General features: G+C 64.8%; 18 protein-coding genes and 1 pseudogene. 7 read left to right on the top strand and 12 right to left on the bottom strand.

Annotated features, from left to right (window positions below):
- Positions 1 to 44: 44 nt before the first annotated feature.
- Genes prpB through Q0330_RS09400 form a run of 4 tightly spaced genes read right to left on the bottom strand, consistent with a single transcriptional unit; the run spans position 45 to position 4021 of the window.
- Positions 45 to 959: a methylisocitrate lyase gene (gene prpB / locus Q0330_RS09385; protein WP_299477805.1), complete on the bottom strand. Its 915-nt coding sequence runs from the start codon at positions 957 to 959 to the stop codon at positions 45 to 47.
- Between the two features lie 3 nt (positions 960 to 962).
- The gene (gene prpC / locus Q0330_RS09390; RefSeq protein WP_299477808.1) at positions 963 to 2105 is read right to left on the bottom strand and encodes a 2-methylcitrate synthase; all 1143 of its coding nucleotides are present in this window, start codon (positions 2103 to 2105) and stop codon (positions 963 to 965) included.
- Positions 2106 to 2117: 12 nt separating this feature from the next.
- Positions 2118 to 3632, bottom strand: coding sequence for an MmgE/PrpD family protein (locus tag Q0330_RS09395; protein WP_299477811.1), 1515 nt, complete (start codon positions 3630 to 3632; stop codon positions 2118 to 2120).
- Positions 3629 to 4021 carry an acyl-CoA thioesterase gene (locus Q0330_RS09400; RefSeq protein ID WP_299477814.1) on the bottom strand — a complete coding sequence of 131 codons (393 nt, stop codon included), beginning with the start codon at positions 4019 to 4021 and terminating at the stop codon, positions 3629 to 3631. The genes Q0330_RS09395 and Q0330_RS09400 overlap by 4 nt, the downstream gene beginning before the upstream one ends.
- Before the next feature lie 123 nt (positions 4022 to 4144).
- On the opposite strand from Q0330_RS09400, the gene Q0330_RS09405 reads away from it, so the two are divergent.
- Positions 4145 to 5542, top strand: a complete 1398-nt coding sequence (locus tag Q0330_RS09405; protein ID WP_299477817.1) for a short-chain fatty acyl-CoA regulator family protein — start codon at positions 4145 to 4147, stop codon at positions 5540 to 5542.
- Here the strand turns inward: Q0330_RS09405 and Q0330_RS09410 are convergent.
- Positions 5518 to 6180, bottom strand: a complete 663-nt coding sequence (locus Q0330_RS09410) for an epoxyqueuosine reductase QueH (protein WP_299477820.1) — start codon at positions 6178 to 6180, stop codon at positions 5518 to 5520. The two genes, Q0330_RS09405 and Q0330_RS09410, sit on opposite strands and share 25 nt — an antisense overlap.
- Before the next feature lie 113 nt (positions 6181 to 6293).
- Between Q0330_RS09410 and Q0330_RS09415 the strand changes: the two genes are divergently transcribed.
- Positions 6294 to 6854, top strand: a complete 561-nt coding sequence (locus Q0330_RS09415) for a GNAT family N-acetyltransferase (protein ID WP_299477823.1) — start codon at positions 6294 to 6296, stop codon at positions 6852 to 6854.
- 108 nt (positions 6855 to 6962) lie between these two features.
- On the opposite strand, the gene Q0330_RS09420 is transcribed toward Q0330_RS09415, so the two are convergent.
- Both Q0330_RS09420 and Q0330_RS09425 read right to left on the bottom strand, forming a co-directional pair.
- Entirely contained in the window at positions 6963 to 7202 is a 240-nt protein-coding gene (locus Q0330_RS09420) for a hypothetical protein (protein ID WP_299477826.1), read from the bottom strand.
- Between the two features lie 74 nt (positions 7203 to 7276).
- Complete coding sequence (locus Q0330_RS09425; RefSeq protein ID WP_299477829.1) at positions 7277 to 8968, bottom strand: isocitrate lyase; 1692 nt, start codon at positions 8966 to 8968, stop codon at positions 7277 to 7279.
- A gap of 259 nt (positions 8969 to 9227) precedes the next feature.
- Between Q0330_RS09425 and Q0330_RS09430 the strand changes: the two genes are divergently transcribed.
- Positions 9228 to 10661 (top strand): short-chain fatty acyl-CoA regulator family protein, encoded by a 1434-nt coding sequence (locus Q0330_RS09430; protein ID WP_299477832.1) that lies wholly within the window; start codon positions 9228 to 9230, stop codon positions 10659 to 10661.
- Positions 10662 to 10672: 11 nt separating this feature from the next.
- Here Q0330_RS09430 and Q0330_RS09435 read toward each other — a convergent pair whose 3' ends face one another.
- The 4 genes from Q0330_RS09435 to Q0330_RS09450 form a co-directional block, all read right to left on the bottom strand.
- Entirely contained in the window at positions 10673 to 11647 is a 975-nt protein-coding gene (locus Q0330_RS09435) for a glutathione S-transferase family protein (RefSeq protein WP_299477835.1), read from the bottom strand.
- A 66-nt stretch (positions 11648 to 11713) separates the two neighbouring features.
- A complete protein-coding gene (locus tag Q0330_RS09440; protein ID WP_299477838.1) occupies positions 11714 to 12028 on the bottom strand; it encodes a GNAT family N-acetyltransferase in 315 nt (104 codons plus the stop codon).
- A 117-nt stretch (positions 12029 to 12145) separates the two neighbouring features.
- Positions 12146 to 13774 carry an iron ABC transporter permease gene (locus Q0330_RS09445; RefSeq protein ID WP_299477841.1) on the bottom strand — a complete coding sequence of 543 codons (1629 nt, stop codon included), beginning with the start codon at positions 13772 to 13774 and terminating at the stop codon, positions 12146 to 12148.
- A 67-nt stretch (positions 13775 to 13841) separates the two neighbouring features.
- The gene (locus Q0330_RS09450; protein WP_299477844.1) at positions 13842 to 14861 is read right to left on the bottom strand and encodes an extracellular solute-binding protein; all 1020 of its coding nucleotides are present in this window, start codon (positions 14859 to 14861) and stop codon (positions 13842 to 13844) included.
- Between the two features lie 165 nt (positions 14862 to 15026).
- Between Q0330_RS09450 and Q0330_RS09455 the strand changes: the two genes are divergently transcribed.
- The 4 genes and pseudogenes from Q0330_RS09455 (at position 15027) to arsB (ending at position 18031) form a co-directional block, all read left to right on the top strand.
- Positions 15027 to 16085, top strand: a complete 1059-nt coding sequence (locus Q0330_RS09455) for an ABC transporter ATP-binding protein (RefSeq protein ID WP_299477847.1) — start codon at positions 15027 to 15029, stop codon at positions 16083 to 16085.
- A gap of 75 nt (positions 16086 to 16160) precedes the next feature.
- On the top strand, positions 16161 to 16514 hold the full coding sequence (locus Q0330_RS09460; RefSeq protein ID WP_299477849.1) for a metalloregulator ArsR/SmtB family transcription factor: 354 nt from the start codon (positions 16161 to 16163) through the stop codon (positions 16512 to 16514).
- Positions 16515 to 16573: 59 nt separating this feature from the next.
- A pseudogene (locus Q0330_RS19225) lies at positions 16574 to 16801 on the top strand (ArsC/Spx/MgsR family protein); the annotation flags it as partial.
- Positions 16802 to 16954: 153 nt separating this feature from the next.
- Entirely contained in the window at positions 16955 to 18031 is a 1077-nt protein-coding gene (gene arsB, locus Q0330_RS09470) for an ACR3 family arsenite efflux transporter (RefSeq protein ID WP_299477851.1), read from the top strand.
- A gap of 90 nt (positions 18032 to 18121) precedes the next feature.
- On the opposite strand, the gene Q0330_RS09475 is transcribed toward arsB, so the two are convergent.
- Positions 18122 to 18580, bottom strand: coding sequence for an Hsp20 family protein (locus tag Q0330_RS09475; protein WP_299477853.1), 459 nt, complete (start codon positions 18578 to 18580; stop codon positions 18122 to 18124).
- Positions 18581 to 18621: the final 41 nt, after the last annotated feature.

The raw sequence follows: 18621 nt of genomic DNA on the forward strand, positions 1-18621 counted from the left end.
ACGGTGCCCGGACGCCGCTGTTCTGCTTCGGAATGCGAATGCGCTCAGGCTTTCCAGTCCGGCGCGATCGAGGCGGCGATCGAGGCATCCAGCGCCTCGAAAGCGTTCAGCCCGATGGTGTCGTAAAGCTCCTGCCGGGTCTGCATCTCGGGCAGCATGGCGGTGGTCGCGCCGTCGCGCGCCAGGGTCGCATAGAGCTTTTCCTGCGCCTTGTTCGCCACCCTGAGCGAGGAGACCGGCCAGATCACCATGTCATAACCAAGATCCTCGAATTCCTGCGCGGTCAGCGCCGGGGTGCGGCCGAATTCGGTCATATTGGCCAGAAGCTTCACGCCCGGCAGCGCCGCGCGAACTTCCTTGAACATCTCGACCGAGGTCAGGGCTTCGGGGAAGATCGCATCTGCCCCGGCCTCGACATAAAGCTTCGCGCGGGCGATGGCGCCTTCCAGCCCCTCGCTGGCGGCGGCATCGGTGCGGGCGATGATGCGCAGGTGCCGGCGCGCCTTGGCCGCCGCCGCGACCTTGGCGGCCATATCCGCCGCCGTGGCCAGCTTCTTGTCGTTCAGATGGCCGCATTTCTTCGGCAGCAACTGGTCTTCCAGATGCACCGCGCCCGCGCCGGCGTCTTCGAAGGTGCGCACCATGTGCATGACGTTCAGCGCCTCGCCGTAACCGGTATCGCCATCGACCAGGAGCGGCAGGCCGGTGGCCCGCGCGATCTGGCGGATGAAGAAGGCGACCTCGTCCACGGTGATGATGCCGAGATCGGGCAGACCCATGGATGCGGTCATGGCTGCGCCCGAGAGATACAGCGCCTCGAAGCCCGCAGCCTTGGCCTGCAGGGCCGCCTGACCATTATGGGCGCCGGGCAGGCGCAGGATGCCGGGCGCGTCCAGCATCTGCTGGAAGCGTTCACCCGCCGGGCGGTCGGGGGTTTCAGAACCGATGAGATAGGGCATGATTCACTCCTGGCCGCGTTCCGAAAGCGGCACGAATTTGCGGTTTTCCGGGCCGGTGTAATGGGCCGAGGGGCGGATGATCTTGCCGTCCTCGCGCTGTTCGATCACATGCGCGCCCCAGCCCGAGGTGCGCGAGATCACGAAAAGCGGCGTGAACATCGCCGTCGGCACCCCCATCTGGTAGTAGGATACCGCGCTGAACCAGTCGAGATTGGGGAACATCTTGCGTTCCTCGTCCATGACCGTCTCGATCCGCTCGGCAATGTCGTAAAGCCGGGTATCGCCGGCATCGCGCGACAGCTTCTGCGCCACCCGCTTGATGACCACATTGCGCGGATCGGCGATGGTATAGACCGGATGGCCGAAGCCGATGACGATCTGCTTTTCGGCGACGCGGGCACGGATATCCTCGGCTGCGTCATCGGGCGAGGCGTAGCGCGACTGGACCTCGAAGGCGGCCTCGTTCGCGCCGCCATGTTTCGGGCCGCGCAGCGCGCCGATGGCCGCCGTGATCGCCGAATACATGTCCGACCCGGTCCCCGCGACCATGCGCGCGGTGAAGGTCGAGGCGTTGAACTCGTGCTCCGCGTAAAGGATCAGCGAGGTCTGCATCGCCCGGATATGTTCCGCCGACGGCGTCCTGCCATGCAGCAGGCGCAGGAAATGTTCGGCAATCGTGGTCTCGTCGCCCTCGACTTCGATCCGGCGGCCATTATGGCTGTAGTGATACCAGTAGAGCAGCATCGAACCCATCGAGGCCATCAGCCGGTCGATGATGTCGCGCGCGCCGGCATTGTCATGGGCCGGGGCCTCCGGCAGCGTGCAGCCAAGGACGGAAACCCCGGTGCGCATCACATCCATCGGGTGCGAACCCGCCGGAAGCTGTTCCAGCGCCGCCTTGACCGGCGCGGGCAGCCCGCGCAGACGCGCGAGCTTGGCCTCGTAAGCCGCCAGCTGGGCCTTCGTCGGCAATGCGCCATGGACCAGAAGATGGGCGATTTCCTCGAACGTCGCGGCCTCGGCAATGTCGAGGATGTCATAGCCGCGATAATGCAGGTCGTTGCCGGTCTGGCCGACGGTGCAGAGGGCGGAATTGCCCGCCTCTACCCCCGACAGCGCCACGGATTTCTTCGGTTTCGGTGCCATTTGCGGGCCTCCTTATCCCTTGAAGTCGAAAATGCCGGACGGACGCGCCGCGCCGAGCTTGCCGGCTTCGACGACGAAGTTCAGCGCCGCCAGATCGCCCGCCTTCAGGTCCAGCAGCGATTCCGCCGCCTGCAGGAAGCGGGTCTGTTCGGCAGGCGCGATGATGCCATCCGAGAGCGTCAGGAACTTCTGCTTGTAATTCTCGCGCACGAAGGGGCGGGCGCCGTCGGGATGGGCGTCGGCCAGGGCCAGTTCATCCTCGATCACGGTGCCGTTCTTCAGCGTCACCACGACGCGGCCACCGAAGGCCTTTTCCTTCGGGTCGCGCGAATGATAGCGGCGCGTCCATTCCGGGTCCTCGGTGGTCGAGATCTTGTGCCAGAGCGCCACGGTCTCGGGCCGGCCGGCGCGTTCGGGGGCATAGGATTTCTCGTGATGCCAGCCACCGTCTTCCAGCGCCACGGCGAAGATATACATGATCGAATGATCCAGCGTCTCGCGCGAGGCCTTCGGGTCCATCTTCTGCGGGTCGCCCGCGCCGGTGCCGATCACGTAATGGGTGTGATGGCTGGTATGGATGACGATATTGTCGATCTGCGACAGGTCGCCGATCTTCGGCCCCATGCGGCGGGCGAGGTCGATCAGCGCCTGGCTTTGATATTCCGCCGAATGTTCCTTGGTATAGGTGCTGAGAATGGCGCGCTTGGCCTCTCCCTTGCCGGGCAGCGGCACGGTATAGCGCGCCTCGGGGCCGGACAGCAGATAGGCGATGAAGCCGTCTTCGCCTTCCCATGCCGGCGACGGAGCGCCTTCGCCGCGCATCACCCGGTCCACGGCCTCGATCGCCATCTTGCCGGCGAAGGCCGGGGCATAGGCTTTCCACGAGGAAATCTCGCCCTTGCGCGACTGGCGGGTGGTGGTGGTGATGTGCAGGGCCTGCTGGACGGCCTGGAAGATCACCTCGGTCGGCAGGCCCAGAAGCGTGCCGATGCCGGCAGCCGCCGACGGGCCGAGATGGGCGATATGGTCGATCTTGTGTTCGTGCAGGCAGATGCCGGTGACCAGATCGACCTGGATTTCATAGCCGGTGGCGAGGCCCCGCACCAGATCGGCGCCGGATTTGCCGGTATGCTGGGCGACCGCCAGGATCGGCGGGATATTGTCGCCGGGATGCGAGTAATCGGCGGCCAGATAGGTGTCATGGAAATCAAGCTCGCGGACCGCGACGCCATTGGCGTAGGCCGCCCATTCCGGCGAGACCCGGGTGGCGCTGTCGACGCCGAAGACGGTCGCGCCGGGCTTGAAGCCATGCGCCATCGCCTGCGCGCGGGCCGAGGCGACGGGGCGGCGCGCGACCGAGGCGGCGGCGACCGAGGCATTGTCGATGATGCGGTTGATGATCATCTCGGTCACGGCGGGTTCGACCGCGACGGGATCGGCGGCGACCTCGGCGATCTTCCAGGCAAGCTGGTCTTCGCGGGCCAGATTCTCGGCCGATTTATAGGTGCGGACTTCGTGCTTGTTCATGGCAGCTTCTCCTCTGCGTTGATCTTCCGGGGCCTGCCGCGATCATTCACGGCGACCATGTTGAACTGTCCTTGGGCGGCCAGAATGCGGTGGCCGGTCTGCGGGTCTTCGCCTTGCGCCGTGACCTCGACCAGGATGGCGCTGCGCCCGGTCTTCAGGATCTCGGCGCGCAGGATCAGCAGGCTGCCGACCGGGACCGGGGCGGTGAAACGCGCCTCGGCCACCGAGGCCAGAACGACATTGCCCCGGGCGTGGCGCGCGGCGACCGCATAGGCGGCGCCGGTCATCAGCGACAGCGCGTCCCCGGCGAAAAGCGTCCCGTAATGATTGGCCTGCGCGGGCAGAACCAATTGGGTCGTTTCCATCACCGTCTGCGGGGCGTCCTGCATCGTGGTCCTTCGCAAGATTTGCTGCCGGATATTCCCATATCGCCGCATTCACCGTAAAGAATGAAGTTGCACAGAGTTGCAAAGGCGCGCTTGGGTCTTTGCGAATATTGCAAAGGAGCGGGCATGAAAAACGCCTATCTCGGCCGTCAATTGCGGCGGCTGCGCGAAAATCACGGCATGACGCAGGCGGCACTGGCGCGCGCGCTGGAGCTTTCGCCCAGCTATCTGAACCAGATCGAGCGCAACCAGCGGCCCCTGACCCTGACCGTTCTGGCGCGGCTGGATGAGCTGTTCGGAACCGAGGCCCTGCCCTTCCACGAGGCCGGCGACGGGCGCCTGACCTCTCGGCTGCGCGCGGCGCTTGCCGATCAGGGGGTGACGATCAGCACGGCGGAACTGCACGATCTGGCCGATAACTCGCCCGCCCTGGCGAAGGTGATTCTGGACATGCGGCGGCGGTTGCGCAATGCGACCGAACGCGCCGACCTGCTGGCCGAACAGGTCTCGGGCCAGCCCGACGCGCCTGCCGCGCCGACGGCGTTCGAGGCCGTGCGGGATTATTTCTATACCCGCCGCAACCATATCGACGAATTGGACCGCGCCGCCGAGCCGCTGGGCACGCTGCTGCCCATCGCCGGCCGGGCGGACGCACTGACGACCTATCTGGCCGACCGCCACCGCATCCGGGTCGAGATGAATGCCGAAGCCGGCACCCTGCGTCGCTTCGATCCGCAGACGCGGATCCTGCATGTCGCCAGTCATCTGAGCGACGCCCAGCAGGCCTTCCAGATCGGCACCCAGCTTGCCTTGCTGGAGGAGGCCGCGACCATCGACCGGCTGTGCCAGAAATCCGGCATGTCGCCCGAGGATCAGCCGCTGCTCAGGATCGGGTTGGCCAATTACTATGCCGGCGCGCTGATCCTGCCCTATGCCGAGTTCCTGAGTGCCGCCGAGGCCACGCGTTACGATATCGAACTGCTGGCCCGCCGCTTCGGCGTCGGCTTCGAGACCACCTGCCACCGGCTTTCGACCCTGCAACGCAGCGGCGAAAGCGGCGTGCCCTTCTTCTTCATCCGCGTCGACCGGGCCGGCAATATCTCGAAACGGCAATCGGCGACGGATTTCCACTTCTCGCGCTTCGGGGGCTCATGCCCGCTCTGGACCATCTATGACGCGTTTTCCCGGCCCGGAGAGGTCCTGCGGCAGGTCGCCCAGATGCCCGACGGACGGCGTTACCTGTGGGTGGCGCGCACCGTCAGCCATGGCGGCGGGCGCTTCGGCGCGCCGGTGAAGAATTTCGCCGTGGCGCTTGGCTGCGACATCGCCCAGGCGGAACGGCTGGTCTATGCCGAGGGGCTGGACCTGCTGGGGCCGGATGCCGCGACCCCGATCGGGCCGGGCTGCAAGCTGTGCGACCGACCGGCCTGCCCGCAGCGCGCCTTCCCGATGATCGGCCAGCCAATCGCCGCCCAGCCGGGGCGGACGGGTTTCGCGCCCTATTCCTCGGAATCCCTGCCGTAATACATGGTCCCGATCTCGATCTGACCGCGCCCGACCTCGCGGCGGTGGCGATTGGTGTCGCGCAGGGAATAGACGCAGCCGCAATATTCCTGCATGTAGAATTCCTCGCGCTTGGAAATCTCGATCATGCGGCTGGCACCGCCGCCCTTGCGCCAGTTGTAATCCCAGTATTCGAGGCCGTCATAGGGCTTCACCGCGCGTTCGCCGCAGCCATTGATCTGCTTCATGTCCTTCCAGCGCGAGATGCCGAGGCTGGAGGTCATCACCGGGAAACCGTTCTCATGCGCGTAAAGCGCCGTGCGCTCGAAGCGCATGTCGAAGCACATGGTGCAGCGGATGCCGCGCTCGGGCTCCCACTCCATCCCCTTTGCCCGCGAGAACCAGTTGTCGCTGTCGTAATCGGCATCGACGAAGGGCACGTTATGGGTTTCGGCGAAGCGGATGTTTTCATCCTTGCGCAGAAGATACTCTCTTTCAGGATGAATGTTCGGGTTGTAAAAGAAGATGGTGTAGTCGATCCCTGAGGCGGTCATTGCCTCCATCACCTCACCCGAACAGGGTGCGCAACAGCTGTGCAGCAGCACCTTCTTGGCGTCATCGGGCGCCGTCAGGACGGGGCGGGTAAAATCGTCAGACATGGCGAGCCTTGCGGTAAGGTGATGCAGTTGGTGTCTTTAGCGTGAAATCTGTTCTGGGAAAAGACCGGCGCGCAACGTCATCCGGCGGCCGCATGGAAAGTCAGGAAGGCGAAATGGAGATTTCTGGTTTCGAGACCGAGCGGCTGATCGTCCGTCCCTGGCGGGCGGTTCTGGTCGACCCGGCCAGCGTCGCGACCTTTGAACTGGCGCTGCTGGCGAACCTCAAGCCGCAGACGGTCAGGCACCTGCCGCCAGAGATGCAGCCCGGCCTGGGCCGCATCGGATCCGTGCGGGACGCGATCGCGGACTGGTTTGCCGAGCGCATCGAGGAAGGCGAGGTCATGCTTGTCAAGAACAAGGCCTCCGGCACCCAGATCGGCCTGCTCATGCTGACGACGCCGGGCGCGACTGATGACAGCACGGTGCTGAACATCCACTACGTCCTGTCCGAGCGTCATTGGGGAGAGGGGATCGCCACCGAACTGGTGATGGGCCTGATCGCAGCGGTTGGCGATCAGGGACCGCTTCGCCTGAGCAGCGATGTGGGCCATGAACACGCGGCCTCGGTCCGGGTGCTCAGCAATGCCGGGTTTCATCGCGATGACCGGCATTCCTCGGGCGGGACAGGGCATTTCATCCGCGACCTGCCGTCGCGGCGGTCGTTCCTGCACTGAGGGCAGGCCGGATCGCGCCGCTGGCCGGATCGCGAACCGCGAAGCCACGAAAGCCAAAAGCGGGCCCTGCGGCCCGCCTTTAACATTGTCTTCCCTGCCGCGCCGGGCTTATGCGTCTTCGGCCTTGTCGCCGGTGCCGCGAATGGTCGGCACGACCTGATCGCCCCAGGCGCCGGCGCCGTTATGGACGCGCGAGACGCGAATCACCTCGACCGAGACTCCTTCGTTCACGGCACGCTGCACCGCATCGTTCAGGCGATGCACGGCTTCGGCCACGCGGTGAATGGCGCGGGTTTCGCGGTCGCCTTCGGGAAGGTCGATGCGCTGGAATTCGGTTTCGGCGGTCATGTCTCGTTCCTCCAGTTTGGGGTCCGGGCCACATTAGCGGCCAGGACCGGGAGATTACAGGGGCTTGTTGCCCGTTATTCGGCGGCGAACTGGTTCATGGTGTTGGCGTGCCCGCCCGCCTTCAGGGCGCGGTCGCCGCCAACCATTTCCTTGAACGTGTCGCCCAGATCCGAGCCGACCTCGTGCTGGTGCTTGACCGCCGAGACGCCGCGACGGATTTCCTCGCGCTGAACGGTCTTGACGTAGGCCAGCATCTTGTCGTCGCCGAAATAACCGCGCGACAGCTCGTCCACCGACTTGGCGGTCAGGTGGAAGGTCGGCAGCGTGATCAGGTTGTGGAACACGCCGGCCTGGGTCGAGATGTCGTGCTGGAAGCGCTGCAGGCGGGCATCGGCTTCGAGACCCAGTTCCGAGGCGTCGAATTCGGCCTTCATCAGCTCGTTCCCTTCCGGGTAGTCGCCGGCGGCGATCTTGCCGTCCTTGATCCACTCGTCACGGACCTGCTTGCGCAGGTTCAGGGTCCAGTTGAACGAGGGCGAGTTGTTATAGACCAGCTTGGCATTCGGGACCGCGGCGCGGACTTCGTTCACCATGCCGGCGATCTCGGCGACGTTCGGGGTGTCGGTTTCGATCCACAGCATGTCGGCGCCGCCCTGGGTCAGGTTGGCAATGCAGTCTTCCACGACACGAGCGCGGCCCGAGCCTTTCTTGAACGGGAAGAGACCGTTCGGCAGGCGCTTCGGCTTGACGAATTCGCCGTCGAGCATGATCGCCAGTTCGCCGTCGCGGACCGGGTTTTCGGCGGTGATCGCTTCGGTATCCAGCCATTTGATGTAATCCGAGGCCAGATCACCCGGCTTCTGGCTGACCGGAACCTTCTGGGTCAGGCCGGCGCCGAGGCTGTCAGTGCGGGCGACGATGACGCCTTCGTCAACGCCCAGTTCCTCAAACGCCAGACGGCAGGCGCGCAGCTTCTCGATGAAATCTTCGCGCGGCACGGTGACCTTGCCGTCCTGATGGCCGCATTGCTTGGCGTCGGAGACCTGGTTCTCGATCTGCAGGCAGCAGGCGCCGGCCTGGATCAGTTCCTTCGCCAGCAGATAGGTGGCGTGCTCGTTGCCGAAGCCGGCGTCGATATCGGCGATGATCGGCACGACATGGGATTCGAAATTGTCGATCTTCTCGATGACCTTGGCGCGTTCGGCGTCCGAACCGGCGGCTTTCAGTTCTTTGAACAGATCGTTCATCGCCACTTCGTCGGCCTGGCGCAGCGAAACGTAGATCTCACGGATCAGGTCGGCGACGGCGGTCTTTTCATGCATCGACTGGTCCGGCAGGTGGCCCCAGGTGTTGCGCAGACCGGCAACCATCCAGCCCGAGAGGTAGACATAGGCGCGCTTGGTGGTGCCGCGCAGGCGCTTGACCGATTTGATCATCTGCTGGGCATGGAAGCCCGACCAGCAGCCGAGCGACTGGGTCGACAGCGTCGGATCGGCGTCATAGGCGGCCATATCCTCGCGCATGACCACGGCCATGTCGCGGGCGATGTCCAGATGGGTGTCATAGCTGTTCTGCAGCTTGAGCTGAACGATATCGTCGACGCTCACGCCACCGACGGTCTGCCCCGAGGGATAGCGCTTTTCGACTTCGGCGCGCAGTTCGGCAAAGGTCTTGCGGTTGGCCATGGTCTTTCCTTTCATGACATATTCGATCGATTCGCGGTCCAGAAGTCCGCTGAAGAATGGCAGGGAATGACGCGTGTCCATTGCCCGATCCACCCTGCCCTCAGCCGAGCCGGACCAAGCCGCAAAGCGCCGTGCCGCGGGATGCGGTCAGGGTCGCTGCGGATGCCCGTTTCTGCTGCATTGGCGAAACCTCTGTCTCAATCATGTCGCGGGTGATTCCGCGTCCTCACATTTGTCACAATAGTAATGTCATTCTGGAAACGCATCCGCTCTTTACATAAATGGGGTAATTCTGTCACATTTGTCAGATCAGTTATGTTTGTAATGTAAGGATTGTAACATGCCGCCACGCAGCGAAAAGCTGATCATCGGCCAGAGGTTGAAGGTTCTGCGCACCACGCTGGGGCTGACGCAGGCGCAGATGGCCGAACAGCTTGGCGTCTCGGCCAGCTATATCACGCTGATCGAATCGGATCAGCGGCCGGCCTCGGCGAAGCTGCTGATGCGGCTGGCGCAGGTCTATGACCTGAACGTGGCCGAGCTTGCGCCCGGCACCGACAGCCAGCTTGCCGCCGATTTCGAGGCGGTGCTGAAAGACCCCTCGCTGGAAACCGAGGGCATCGGCCGGGCCGAGATCGAGGCGGTGTTGCAGGCCTCGCCCCGGATCGCCACTGCGCTGGTGAAGCTGCAGGGCCGGCTTGGCGATGCGGTGATGCGCGGGCAGATCGACCAGAACCCGCTGACCGACCGCAACAAGGTCGAGGCATTGGCGCAGGTCGCAAAGCCGGTCGAGCAGGTGCGCGACTGGTTCTATGAGCATCGCAACTATGCCGACGCGCTCGACCGCGTGGCCGAGGGGCTGTCCGAGGAGCATCGCCTCTATCGCGACGAATCGGGGGCGGCGCTGAACGGGCTGCTCAGCGCGCATAACATCCGGGTGCGGCGGCTGCCGGCCTCGGTCATGGCGGGCACGCTGCGCCGCTATGACCCGCATCGCAAGGAATTGCTGCTGTCGGAACTGCTGGACGTGGCCAGCCGGCGCTTCCAGATCGCGGTGCTGATCGCGCGGCTGGATTATCAGGACCTGATCGACGAGGTCATGGGCAAGTCCTTCGAGGGCGATGCCGCGCGCAGTCTGGCCCGGGTCAGCCTGATGAACTATTTCGCCGCCGCCATGCTGATGCCCTATCGCCAGTTTCTCGCCGCCTGCGAATCCGAGCGCTACGATATCGAGGTCGTCGGCCATCGCTTCGGCACCGGCTTCGAGCAGACCGCGCATCGCATGACCACGCTGCAACGCCCTGAGGCGCGCGGCATCCCCTTCTTCTTCGTCCGCGTCGACCGCGCCGGCAATGTCTCGAAACGCTTCAGCGCCGGGCGCTTCCCCTTCTCGCGCTTCGGCGGCACCTGTCCGTTGTGGAACATCCATGCCGCCTTCGAGACCCCGGGCCGGGTGACGACGCAGCTGATCCGGATGCCCGAGGGCGCGCGCTATTATTCCATTGCCCGCACGGTGACGCGGGCGGGGGGCAGTTTCTCGGCCCCGGCGCCGCGTCTGGCGGTCGGGCTGGGCTGCGACGTGGCCTTCGCGCCGCGCCTGATCTATGCCGACAGCATCGACCCGGACCGGACCGAACCGACGGAGATCGGGCTGAACTGCTATCTCTGCGAGCGCCAGCATTGCGCCTCGCGCGCGCAGGCCCCGATCAACCGCAATCTGGCGGTGAACGAGTTGGAACGCTCGGTCGCGCTGTTCAGCTTCGACCCGGAATAGCCCCCGCGCCGTCAGCCGCGCCCGTGCGGTTCGTTCCAGTCGATGACCGGGTTGATCGGGATGATCCGAGCGGGGTTAATCGTGTCATGGCTGTAATGGTAATGCCGCACGATATGGTCGAAATCGACCGTCCCGGCCACGCCGGGGATCTGGTAAAGCTCGCGCGTCCAGCCCCAGAGGTTGGGGTATTCGCGCAGCCATTTCCGGTTGCATTTGAAATGCGTGTGATAGACCGGATCGAAGCGGACCAAGGTGGTAAACAGCCGCCAATCGGCCTCGGTCAGGCGGTCGCCGGTCAGATAGCGGTTCCGGCTCAGCAGATCCTCCAGCCAGTCGAGGCTGTCGAAAAGCGGGGCGATGGCCTCGTCATAGGCGGCCTGGCTGGTGGCGAAGCCGGCCTTGTAGACGCCGTTGTTCACCGTGTCATAGATCCGCGCGTTCAGGGCCTCGATCTGCGGGCGCAGGTCTTCGGGCCAGAAGTCCAGATCATTGCCGGTCAGCCCGTCGAAGGCGCTGTTGAACATGCGGATGATCTCGGCGCTTTCATTGCTGACGATGGTATCTCGCTGCTTGTCCCAGAGCACCGGCACCGTCACCCGGCCCGAGGCCTTCGGGTCGGCGCGCAGGTAGATGTCGCGCATGTAAGGCAGGCCGAACAGCCTGTCGCCGGTGGCACCGGGGAAATCGGTGCGAAATTCCCAGCCGTCGCCCAGCATGTCGGGATGGACGGCCGAGACCTCGATATGCGGGGCCAGCCCCTTCAACTGGCGATAGATCAGCGTCCGATGCGCCCAGGGACAGGCGAGGCTGACATAGAGATGATAGCGCCCGCTTTCGGCAGCAAAGCCGCCCTCGCCCGACGGCCCCGCAGCGCCGTCCGGCGTGACCCAGTTCCGCCACGAGGTCGTGCTGCGCTGAAACCGCCCGCCGCTGCTTGCGGTGTCATACCATTGATCCTGCCAGACCCCGTCGACCAGCAATCCCATCGTCTTTCCTTTCCTGTCCGGGCCGGGCGCAGGAATGCGGCCCGGCCTGTCTTTGTCCTCAACGCCCTATGGGTCTTCGCCCGGCCTGGTGGTAAACAGCGCCGCCCATTCCGGGTGGCGCGCATATTGGGCGCGGATGAAGGGGCAGACCGGCACGATGCGAAAACCGCCCTGCCGCGCGTCCTCCAGCATGTGATCGAGCAGAGCCTTGGCGACGCCCTGTCCGGCCATGGCCTCGGGCACGCCGGTATGATCGGCGCTGATCACACCCGGGCCACGATGGGTGAAGGTGATCTCGCCCTCGGCGTCGATCCCGGCCAGCCGCGCGACATAGCGGCCACGGCGCGGGCCGTCTTCCTTGGTAAAGGTGATATCGGCCATGTCGGAAATCCTCCTGTGTGGCACAGTGCAAGTTCTTGCTGGAGAAGGTAGCGGGCGGCGGGCGTTCCTTCCAGCCTGTCCTGTCAGAACATGGTGTTCGCTTCCGCGAAACGCCGCCTAGCTGCGGATGCGACCCGAGAGCAGGACCACCGGCACCATGCCGATCAGCAGGATCATCAGCGCCGCGATCGAGGCATCCTCATAGGTGCCGCGCGCCGCCTCTCCGTAAAGATGGGTCGACAGGGTTTCGACATTCAGCGGGCGCAGCAGCAGTGTCGCCGGCAGTTCCTTCACGCAATCGACAAAGATCAGCAGGCCGGCGGCAGTCATCGAGGCGCGCGACAGCGGCAGGTGGATCTGGCGGAACACGCCCGAGGGGCTGCGGCCAAGGCTGCGGGCGGCATGATCGAAGGTCACCGGCACGCGGGTCATGCCGGCCTCGATCCCGCCCGAGGCGATGGCGAGGAAGCGGGCGACATAGGCATAGATCATCCCCGCCCCGGCGCCGAGCAGGATGAGCTGCGGCGCGCTGTCCATGAACCAGCCCAGCACGGTGCTGATCTGGCGGTCGGCGAAGATGATGACCGGCAGCAAGCCGATGGCAAGGATGGTGCCCGGCACCGCATATCCCAGCGTCGAGAGCCGGATCGCCCCCCGCGTCACCGCATTGTCGGAAAAGCGCGGCGCGGCGCTGATCAGCAGGCCAAGGCAGACCGCGATCAGCGTTGCCGACAGTGCCATGCTGGCGGTCTGCCAGGCCTCGGTCCAGATCCGCGCCGGGATGCCGGCAAAGCGGAAGCGCAGCCAGGCCTGATGGGCCAGGTAGATCGCCGGACCGAGAAAACCGATCAGCACCGGCAGCAGGCAGATGGCGCTTGCCGCGATCCCCTTCGCCCCGCCCAGCCTGACGCGGGACAGCGGCGCCTGCCGGCGCGAACTGCCGGCATAGACCTGCCCCTTGCGCGCCCACCGCTCGATCAGCACCAGCGCGACCACGACCAGCAGCATGACGATGGCGATCTGCGCCGCGCCCGGCAGGTCGGTCCGGTTGAGCCAGGTGGAATAAACCGCGACGGTCAGGGTGCGCACGCCCAGAAACTCGGCCGCGCCGATATCGTTCAGCGTCTCCATCAGGGCCAGCGCCATGCCGGCGGCAATGGCCGGGCGGGCCAGCGGCAGCACGATGCGCCAGAAGATCCGGGTGGAGCCTGCGCCAAGCGTGCGCGACGCCTCCAGCATATTCGCCGCCTGGGTGGCGAAAAGCGCCCGCACCGGCAGGTAGACATAGGGATAAAGCACGAAACCGAGCAGGATGATGCAGCCGGTCATCGAGCGGATATCGGGCAGCCGGAACTCGCGCGGGCTGGAATAGCCCAGAAGGCCCCGGATCGCCGTCTGCACCGGTCCGATCGGGTGCAGGATGTCCAGATAGGCATAGGCAACGATATAGGTCGGCACCGCCAGCGGCAGCAGCAAGGCCCAGCCGAGGATGCGCCGGCCCGGAAAATCGAAAGCGGCGACCAGCCAGGCCGTAACCGTGCCCAGCACCGCCACGATCAGCCCGACGCCGGTCAGAAGGATCACCGTCTGGCCAAGCGCATTGGCCAGCACATTGCGGAACAGATGCGACCACAGCCCGGCGCTGCCCTGCGCGGCAAAGGCAAACAGCGCCAGGACCGGCAGCACGACAACCGTCGCGATCAGGATCGCGATCAGTTGCCAACCGGCACCGGGCTTCAGCTGCATGGGTGACCTCCTCAGGCGGCGGCCCCCGCCCCTGCGAGGGCGGAGGCGCGCAGGGATCCGGGCCGGATCAGTTGTCGAAACCGACTTCGTCGGTCAATTCGCTCGCGGTTTTGCGTTCGCGGGCGATCTCGGTCAAGTCCGTCGCGTCGATGTTCAGCGCGCCGAATTCACCGACGAGCTCGTTCACCGGCACACCGGCCTTGACCGGATATTCGAAATTGGCATCGGCATAGATCTTCTGCGCCTCGTCCGAGACCAGGAATTCCAGCAGTTTCACCGCGCCATCGCGGTTCGGGGCGTATTTCGCCACCGCAGCACCCGAGACATTGACCTGCGTGCCGCCATTGTCGAAGGTCGGCAGGATCAGCTTGATCGCCTCGGCCCATTTCTCCTGATCGGGGCCGCCGGCGCCGCTGCGCATCAGCCCGACATAATAGGTGTTGGCGATACCGATATCGCAGATGCCGCCCATGATGTCGCGGGCCACGTCGCGGTCGCCGCCGCCGGCGGTCCGGGCGAGGTTTGCCTTCACGCCCTCAAGCCAGGCCTTGGTCTCCTCGGCGCCGTGATGGGTGATATAGGCCGCCGTCAGCGCGATGTTATAGGGATGCTGACCCGAGCGGATACAGACCTTGCCCTTCCATTCCGGATTGGACAGATCCTCATACTTGAAGCTGGTCAGGTCCAGTTCCTTCGCCGCGTAAAGCGCCCGCGCCCGCAGCGACAGCGCGAACCAGTTGCCGTCCTTGTCGCGCAGGTTTTCCGGGATCGCCTCGGCCAGCACCGCCGAATCGACCGGCTGGGTCAGCCCGCGATCCACCAGATCGACGAGGTTGCCGATATCCACGGTCATCAGCACATCGGCGGGCGAGGCCTCGCCCTCCTGCTCGACCCGCTCGGGCATCCCGTCCTTGAGGAAGATCGTGTTCACGTCGATGCCGGTTTCAGCGGTAAAAGCCTCCAGCAAGGGCTCGACCAGCTTCGGTTCGCGGGTGGTATAGAGGTTCAACTCCTCGGCCCCGGCGGCAAGCGCCCCGGCTTGAAGAAGAACCGCCGCACCGCAGGCAATCAGAAGGCTGTTTCGCATGGATCATATTCCTTGAGTATTTTTGTCTGATATTTTGCCCTTCTATCAACCCTAGAAAATTAGTAAAGATTGTTCCAGCCCAATCAGCCAGTTGCCAAGACCTGAGTGATGCCCATGGAAATCCCTGCGAGAGCTGCGTTTGAGACCGCCCTGGGCGAATCTCCGATGCTGGAAATCGACAATGCGGTGCGGCGTTTTGCCACCACTCCGGCGGTGCAGGGCGTCTCGATTCAGGTCGCGCCGGGCCGTGTGACCAGCCTTCTTGGCCCCTCGGGCTGCGGCAAATCGACCACCTTGCGCCTGATCGCCGGGATCGAGCGGCTGGATGCCGGCTCGATCCGCATCGACGGGCAACTGGTAGCCGATGCCCGTTTCAGCCTGCCGCCCGAGAAACGCCCGGTCGGCATGGTGTTTCAGGATCTGGCCCTGTTCCCGCATATGACCGTGGCCGAGAATGTCGCCTTCGGCATGCCCAGGCCCGAACGCCGCCCGGACCGGATCGACCCGCTGCTGGAACGCGTGGGCCTGGCCGGTTACGGGCCTAAATATCCGCATATGCTCTCGGGCGGGGAACAGCAGCGCGTGGCGCTGAGCCGGGCGCTTGCCGCGCGGCCGAAGATCATGCTGCTGGACGAACCCTTCTCCAGCCTCGATCAGCGGCTGCGCACCGAGATGCGAGAGTTCACGCTGGACCTGCTGCGCGAGACCGAGACCACGGTGATCCTCGTCACCCATGACCCGGACGAGGCGATGATGATGGCCGACCGCATCGCCATCATGGAGCAGGGGCGCATCCTTCAGGAAGGCACGCCGCTGGACCTGTATCACCGCCCATCGAGCCTTGCCGCGGCACAGTTTCTGGCCGATCTGAACCTGCTGCCCGGCCGTGTTACCGGCGGTCAGGTGGAAACCGCGCTTGGCGCGATCCTGGCCCCCGGCCTTGCCGACGGCACCCCCCTGACCTGCGCCATTCGTCCCGAACATCTGCGCGCCAGCCGCATCGGCACCGGGCTGAACGGCGAAGACAGCACCGCGAGGGTGCTGCGCGTCCACAGCCTCGGCCGCGAAAGCATCGTCGAATTGGGCCTGCCCGGCCTGCCCCACCGCCTGCGCTGCGCGGCGCCCGGACCATGCGAGTTGGCACCCGGCGACGCCGCCGAACTCAGCTTCGATCCACGCGCGATCATGCTCTTTTCGAAGGACAAGGGCACAAGGCTCGGCTGAGGCAGCGACCTGGTCGACGCTTGACAGAAACTCATCCAACCTCAATAAGACAATACCTGTTGAGGAGTTGATTCGATGGATGAGGACAAGGCACTTGCCGCCTTTGCGGCGCTGTCGCAGGAAACCCGGATGCGCACCCTGCGCCTTCTGGTCCAGGCCGGCCCCGAAGGTATGGCCGCCGGCGCCATTGGCGAGGCACTTGGCGGGGCCACGACCTCTCGGCTGTCCTTCCACCTGACCCATCTGGAACATGCGGGGCTGATCCAGTCGCGCCGCGACGGACGATTCGTCATTTACAGCGCGGTTTTTCCAGCCCTTTCCGGGCTGATCGGCTTTCTGATGCAGGATTGCTGCCAGGGCCATCCCGAGATCTGCGCCCCCGCCGTCGCCGCGCTGGACTGCGCCTGCACCCCCAGCCAAAGGGCCTGAGCATGGATGTCATCATCTACCACAACCCGGATTGCGGCACCTCGCGCAATGTGCTGGCCATGATCCGCAATGCCGGGATCGAGCCGCATGTGGTCGAATATCTGAAAACCCCGCCCTCGCGCACCCTGCTGGAACAGTTGATCGCGCGCATGGGAATCGCCCCGCGTGAATTGCTGCGCGAAAAGGGCACGCCATTCGCCGAGTTGGGTCTGGACGACCCGAAGCTGACCGATACAGCACTGATCGACGCGATGATGGCCCACCCGATCCTGATCAACCGCCCCATCGTGGTCAGCCCGCGCGGCGTGCGGCTGTGCCGTCCGTCCGAGCGGGTGCTGGACCTGCTGCCCCCGCACAGGCCGCCTTCACCAAGGAAGACGGCGAGCAGGTGGTGGATGCAGCCGGCAACCGCACCCATCCCGCCTGAGAGAGAACAGACCATGAGTAATGCGAACCGGACGAGCCGGCTTTCCTTCCTTGACCGATACCTGACACTCTGGATCTTTGCCGCAATGGGCTTGGGCATCCTCCTCGGGACGGTGTTCACCGGGCTGCCCGAGGCGCTGAATGCGATGTCGGTCGGATCGACCAATATTCCCATCGCCATCGGGTTGATCCTGATGATGTATCCGCCGCTGGCCAAGGTCCGCTATGAAAAGCTGCCCGAGGTCTTTGCCGACAAGCGCGTGCTGATGCTGTCGCTGGTGCAGAACTGGCTGATCGGGCCGGTGCTGATGTTCGTGCTGGCGGTGATCTTCCTGCGCGATCAGCCGGAATACATGACCGGGCTGATCCTGATCGGGCTGGCGCGCTGCATCGCCATGGTGCTGGTCTGGAACCAGCTTGCCCGGGGCGACAGCGAATATGTCGCCGGGCTGGTGGCCTTCAACTCGATCTTCCAGATCCTGTTCTTCTCGACCTATGCCTGGCTGTTCCTGACCGTGCTGCCACCGCTTTTCGGGTTGGAGGGCAGCGTGATCGATGTCGGCTTCTGGACCGTCACCGAGGCGGTGCTGATCTATCTGGGCCTGCCCTTCATCGCCGGTTTCCTGACCCGCCGTATCCTGATCGCGCGCAAGGGCGAGGATTGGTATCGCGAGATCTTCCTGCCGAAAATCGGCCCGATCACGCTGATCGCGCTGCTGTTCACCATCATCGCCATGTTCAGCCTGAAAGGCGGAGAGGTGCTGCGCCTGCCGCTCGATGCGGTGCGCATCGCCATCCCGCTGATCCTCTATTTCGCCATACAGTTCATGGTCAGCTTCGCCATGGGCCGGCTGATCGCACGGGATTATCCGCGCAGCACGGCCATCGCCTTCACCGCCGCCGGCAATAATTTCGAACTGGCCATCGCCGTCGCCATCGCCGCCTATGGCCTTGCCTCGCCGGTCGCCTTCGCCGCCGTCATCGGCCCGCTGGTCGAGGTGCCGGTGCTGATCCTGCTGGTGAATGTGGCGCTGCGGCTGCGGCCCCGCTGGTTCGGCGATGATGCCAGGCTGACGACAGCGACGACGTGATCCCTGCCCCCCGGCGCAATCAAAGGCGTCGCGGGACGCAAAAAGGCGCGGGGGCACGCCCCGCGCCTTCACTCAACTGATCCGACTGACTCAGGCGTCGAACTGTTCGACCCGCTTGGGGCTGTCGACGCGATCAATCGCGATCTGGCGCGGCTTCAGCGCCTCGGGCACTTCGCGGACCAGGTCGATATGCAGCATCCCGTCCTGATGCGAAGCACCTTCGACGCGGATATGTTCGGCCAGGGCAAAGCGGCGCTCGAAGGCGCGGGTGGCGATGCCGCGATGCAGGAAGCTGCGGCCCTCGTCTTCCTCGGCCTTCTTCGCCGAGACCACGACGGCGCCATCGCGCAACTCGACCGTCAGATCGTCAGCCGAAAAACCGGCCACGGCGACAGAGATGCGGTAGGCATTCTCGCCGGTCTTTTCGATATTGTAAGGGGGATAGGACTGGGTGGCGCTGTCAGCGGACAGCACGCGGTCCATGAGGTCGGCCATGCGGTCGAAACCGACCGAGGCGCGGTACAGCGGCGCGCGATCAAAGCTACGCATTGGCTACATCCTTTCGAAGCGATGTCTATGTAAGCCCCCGG

This window comes from uncultured Paracoccus sp., assembly GCF_937873615.1.
GTDB lineage: Bacteria > Pseudomonadota > Alphaproteobacteria > Rhodobacterales > Rhodobacteraceae > Paracoccus.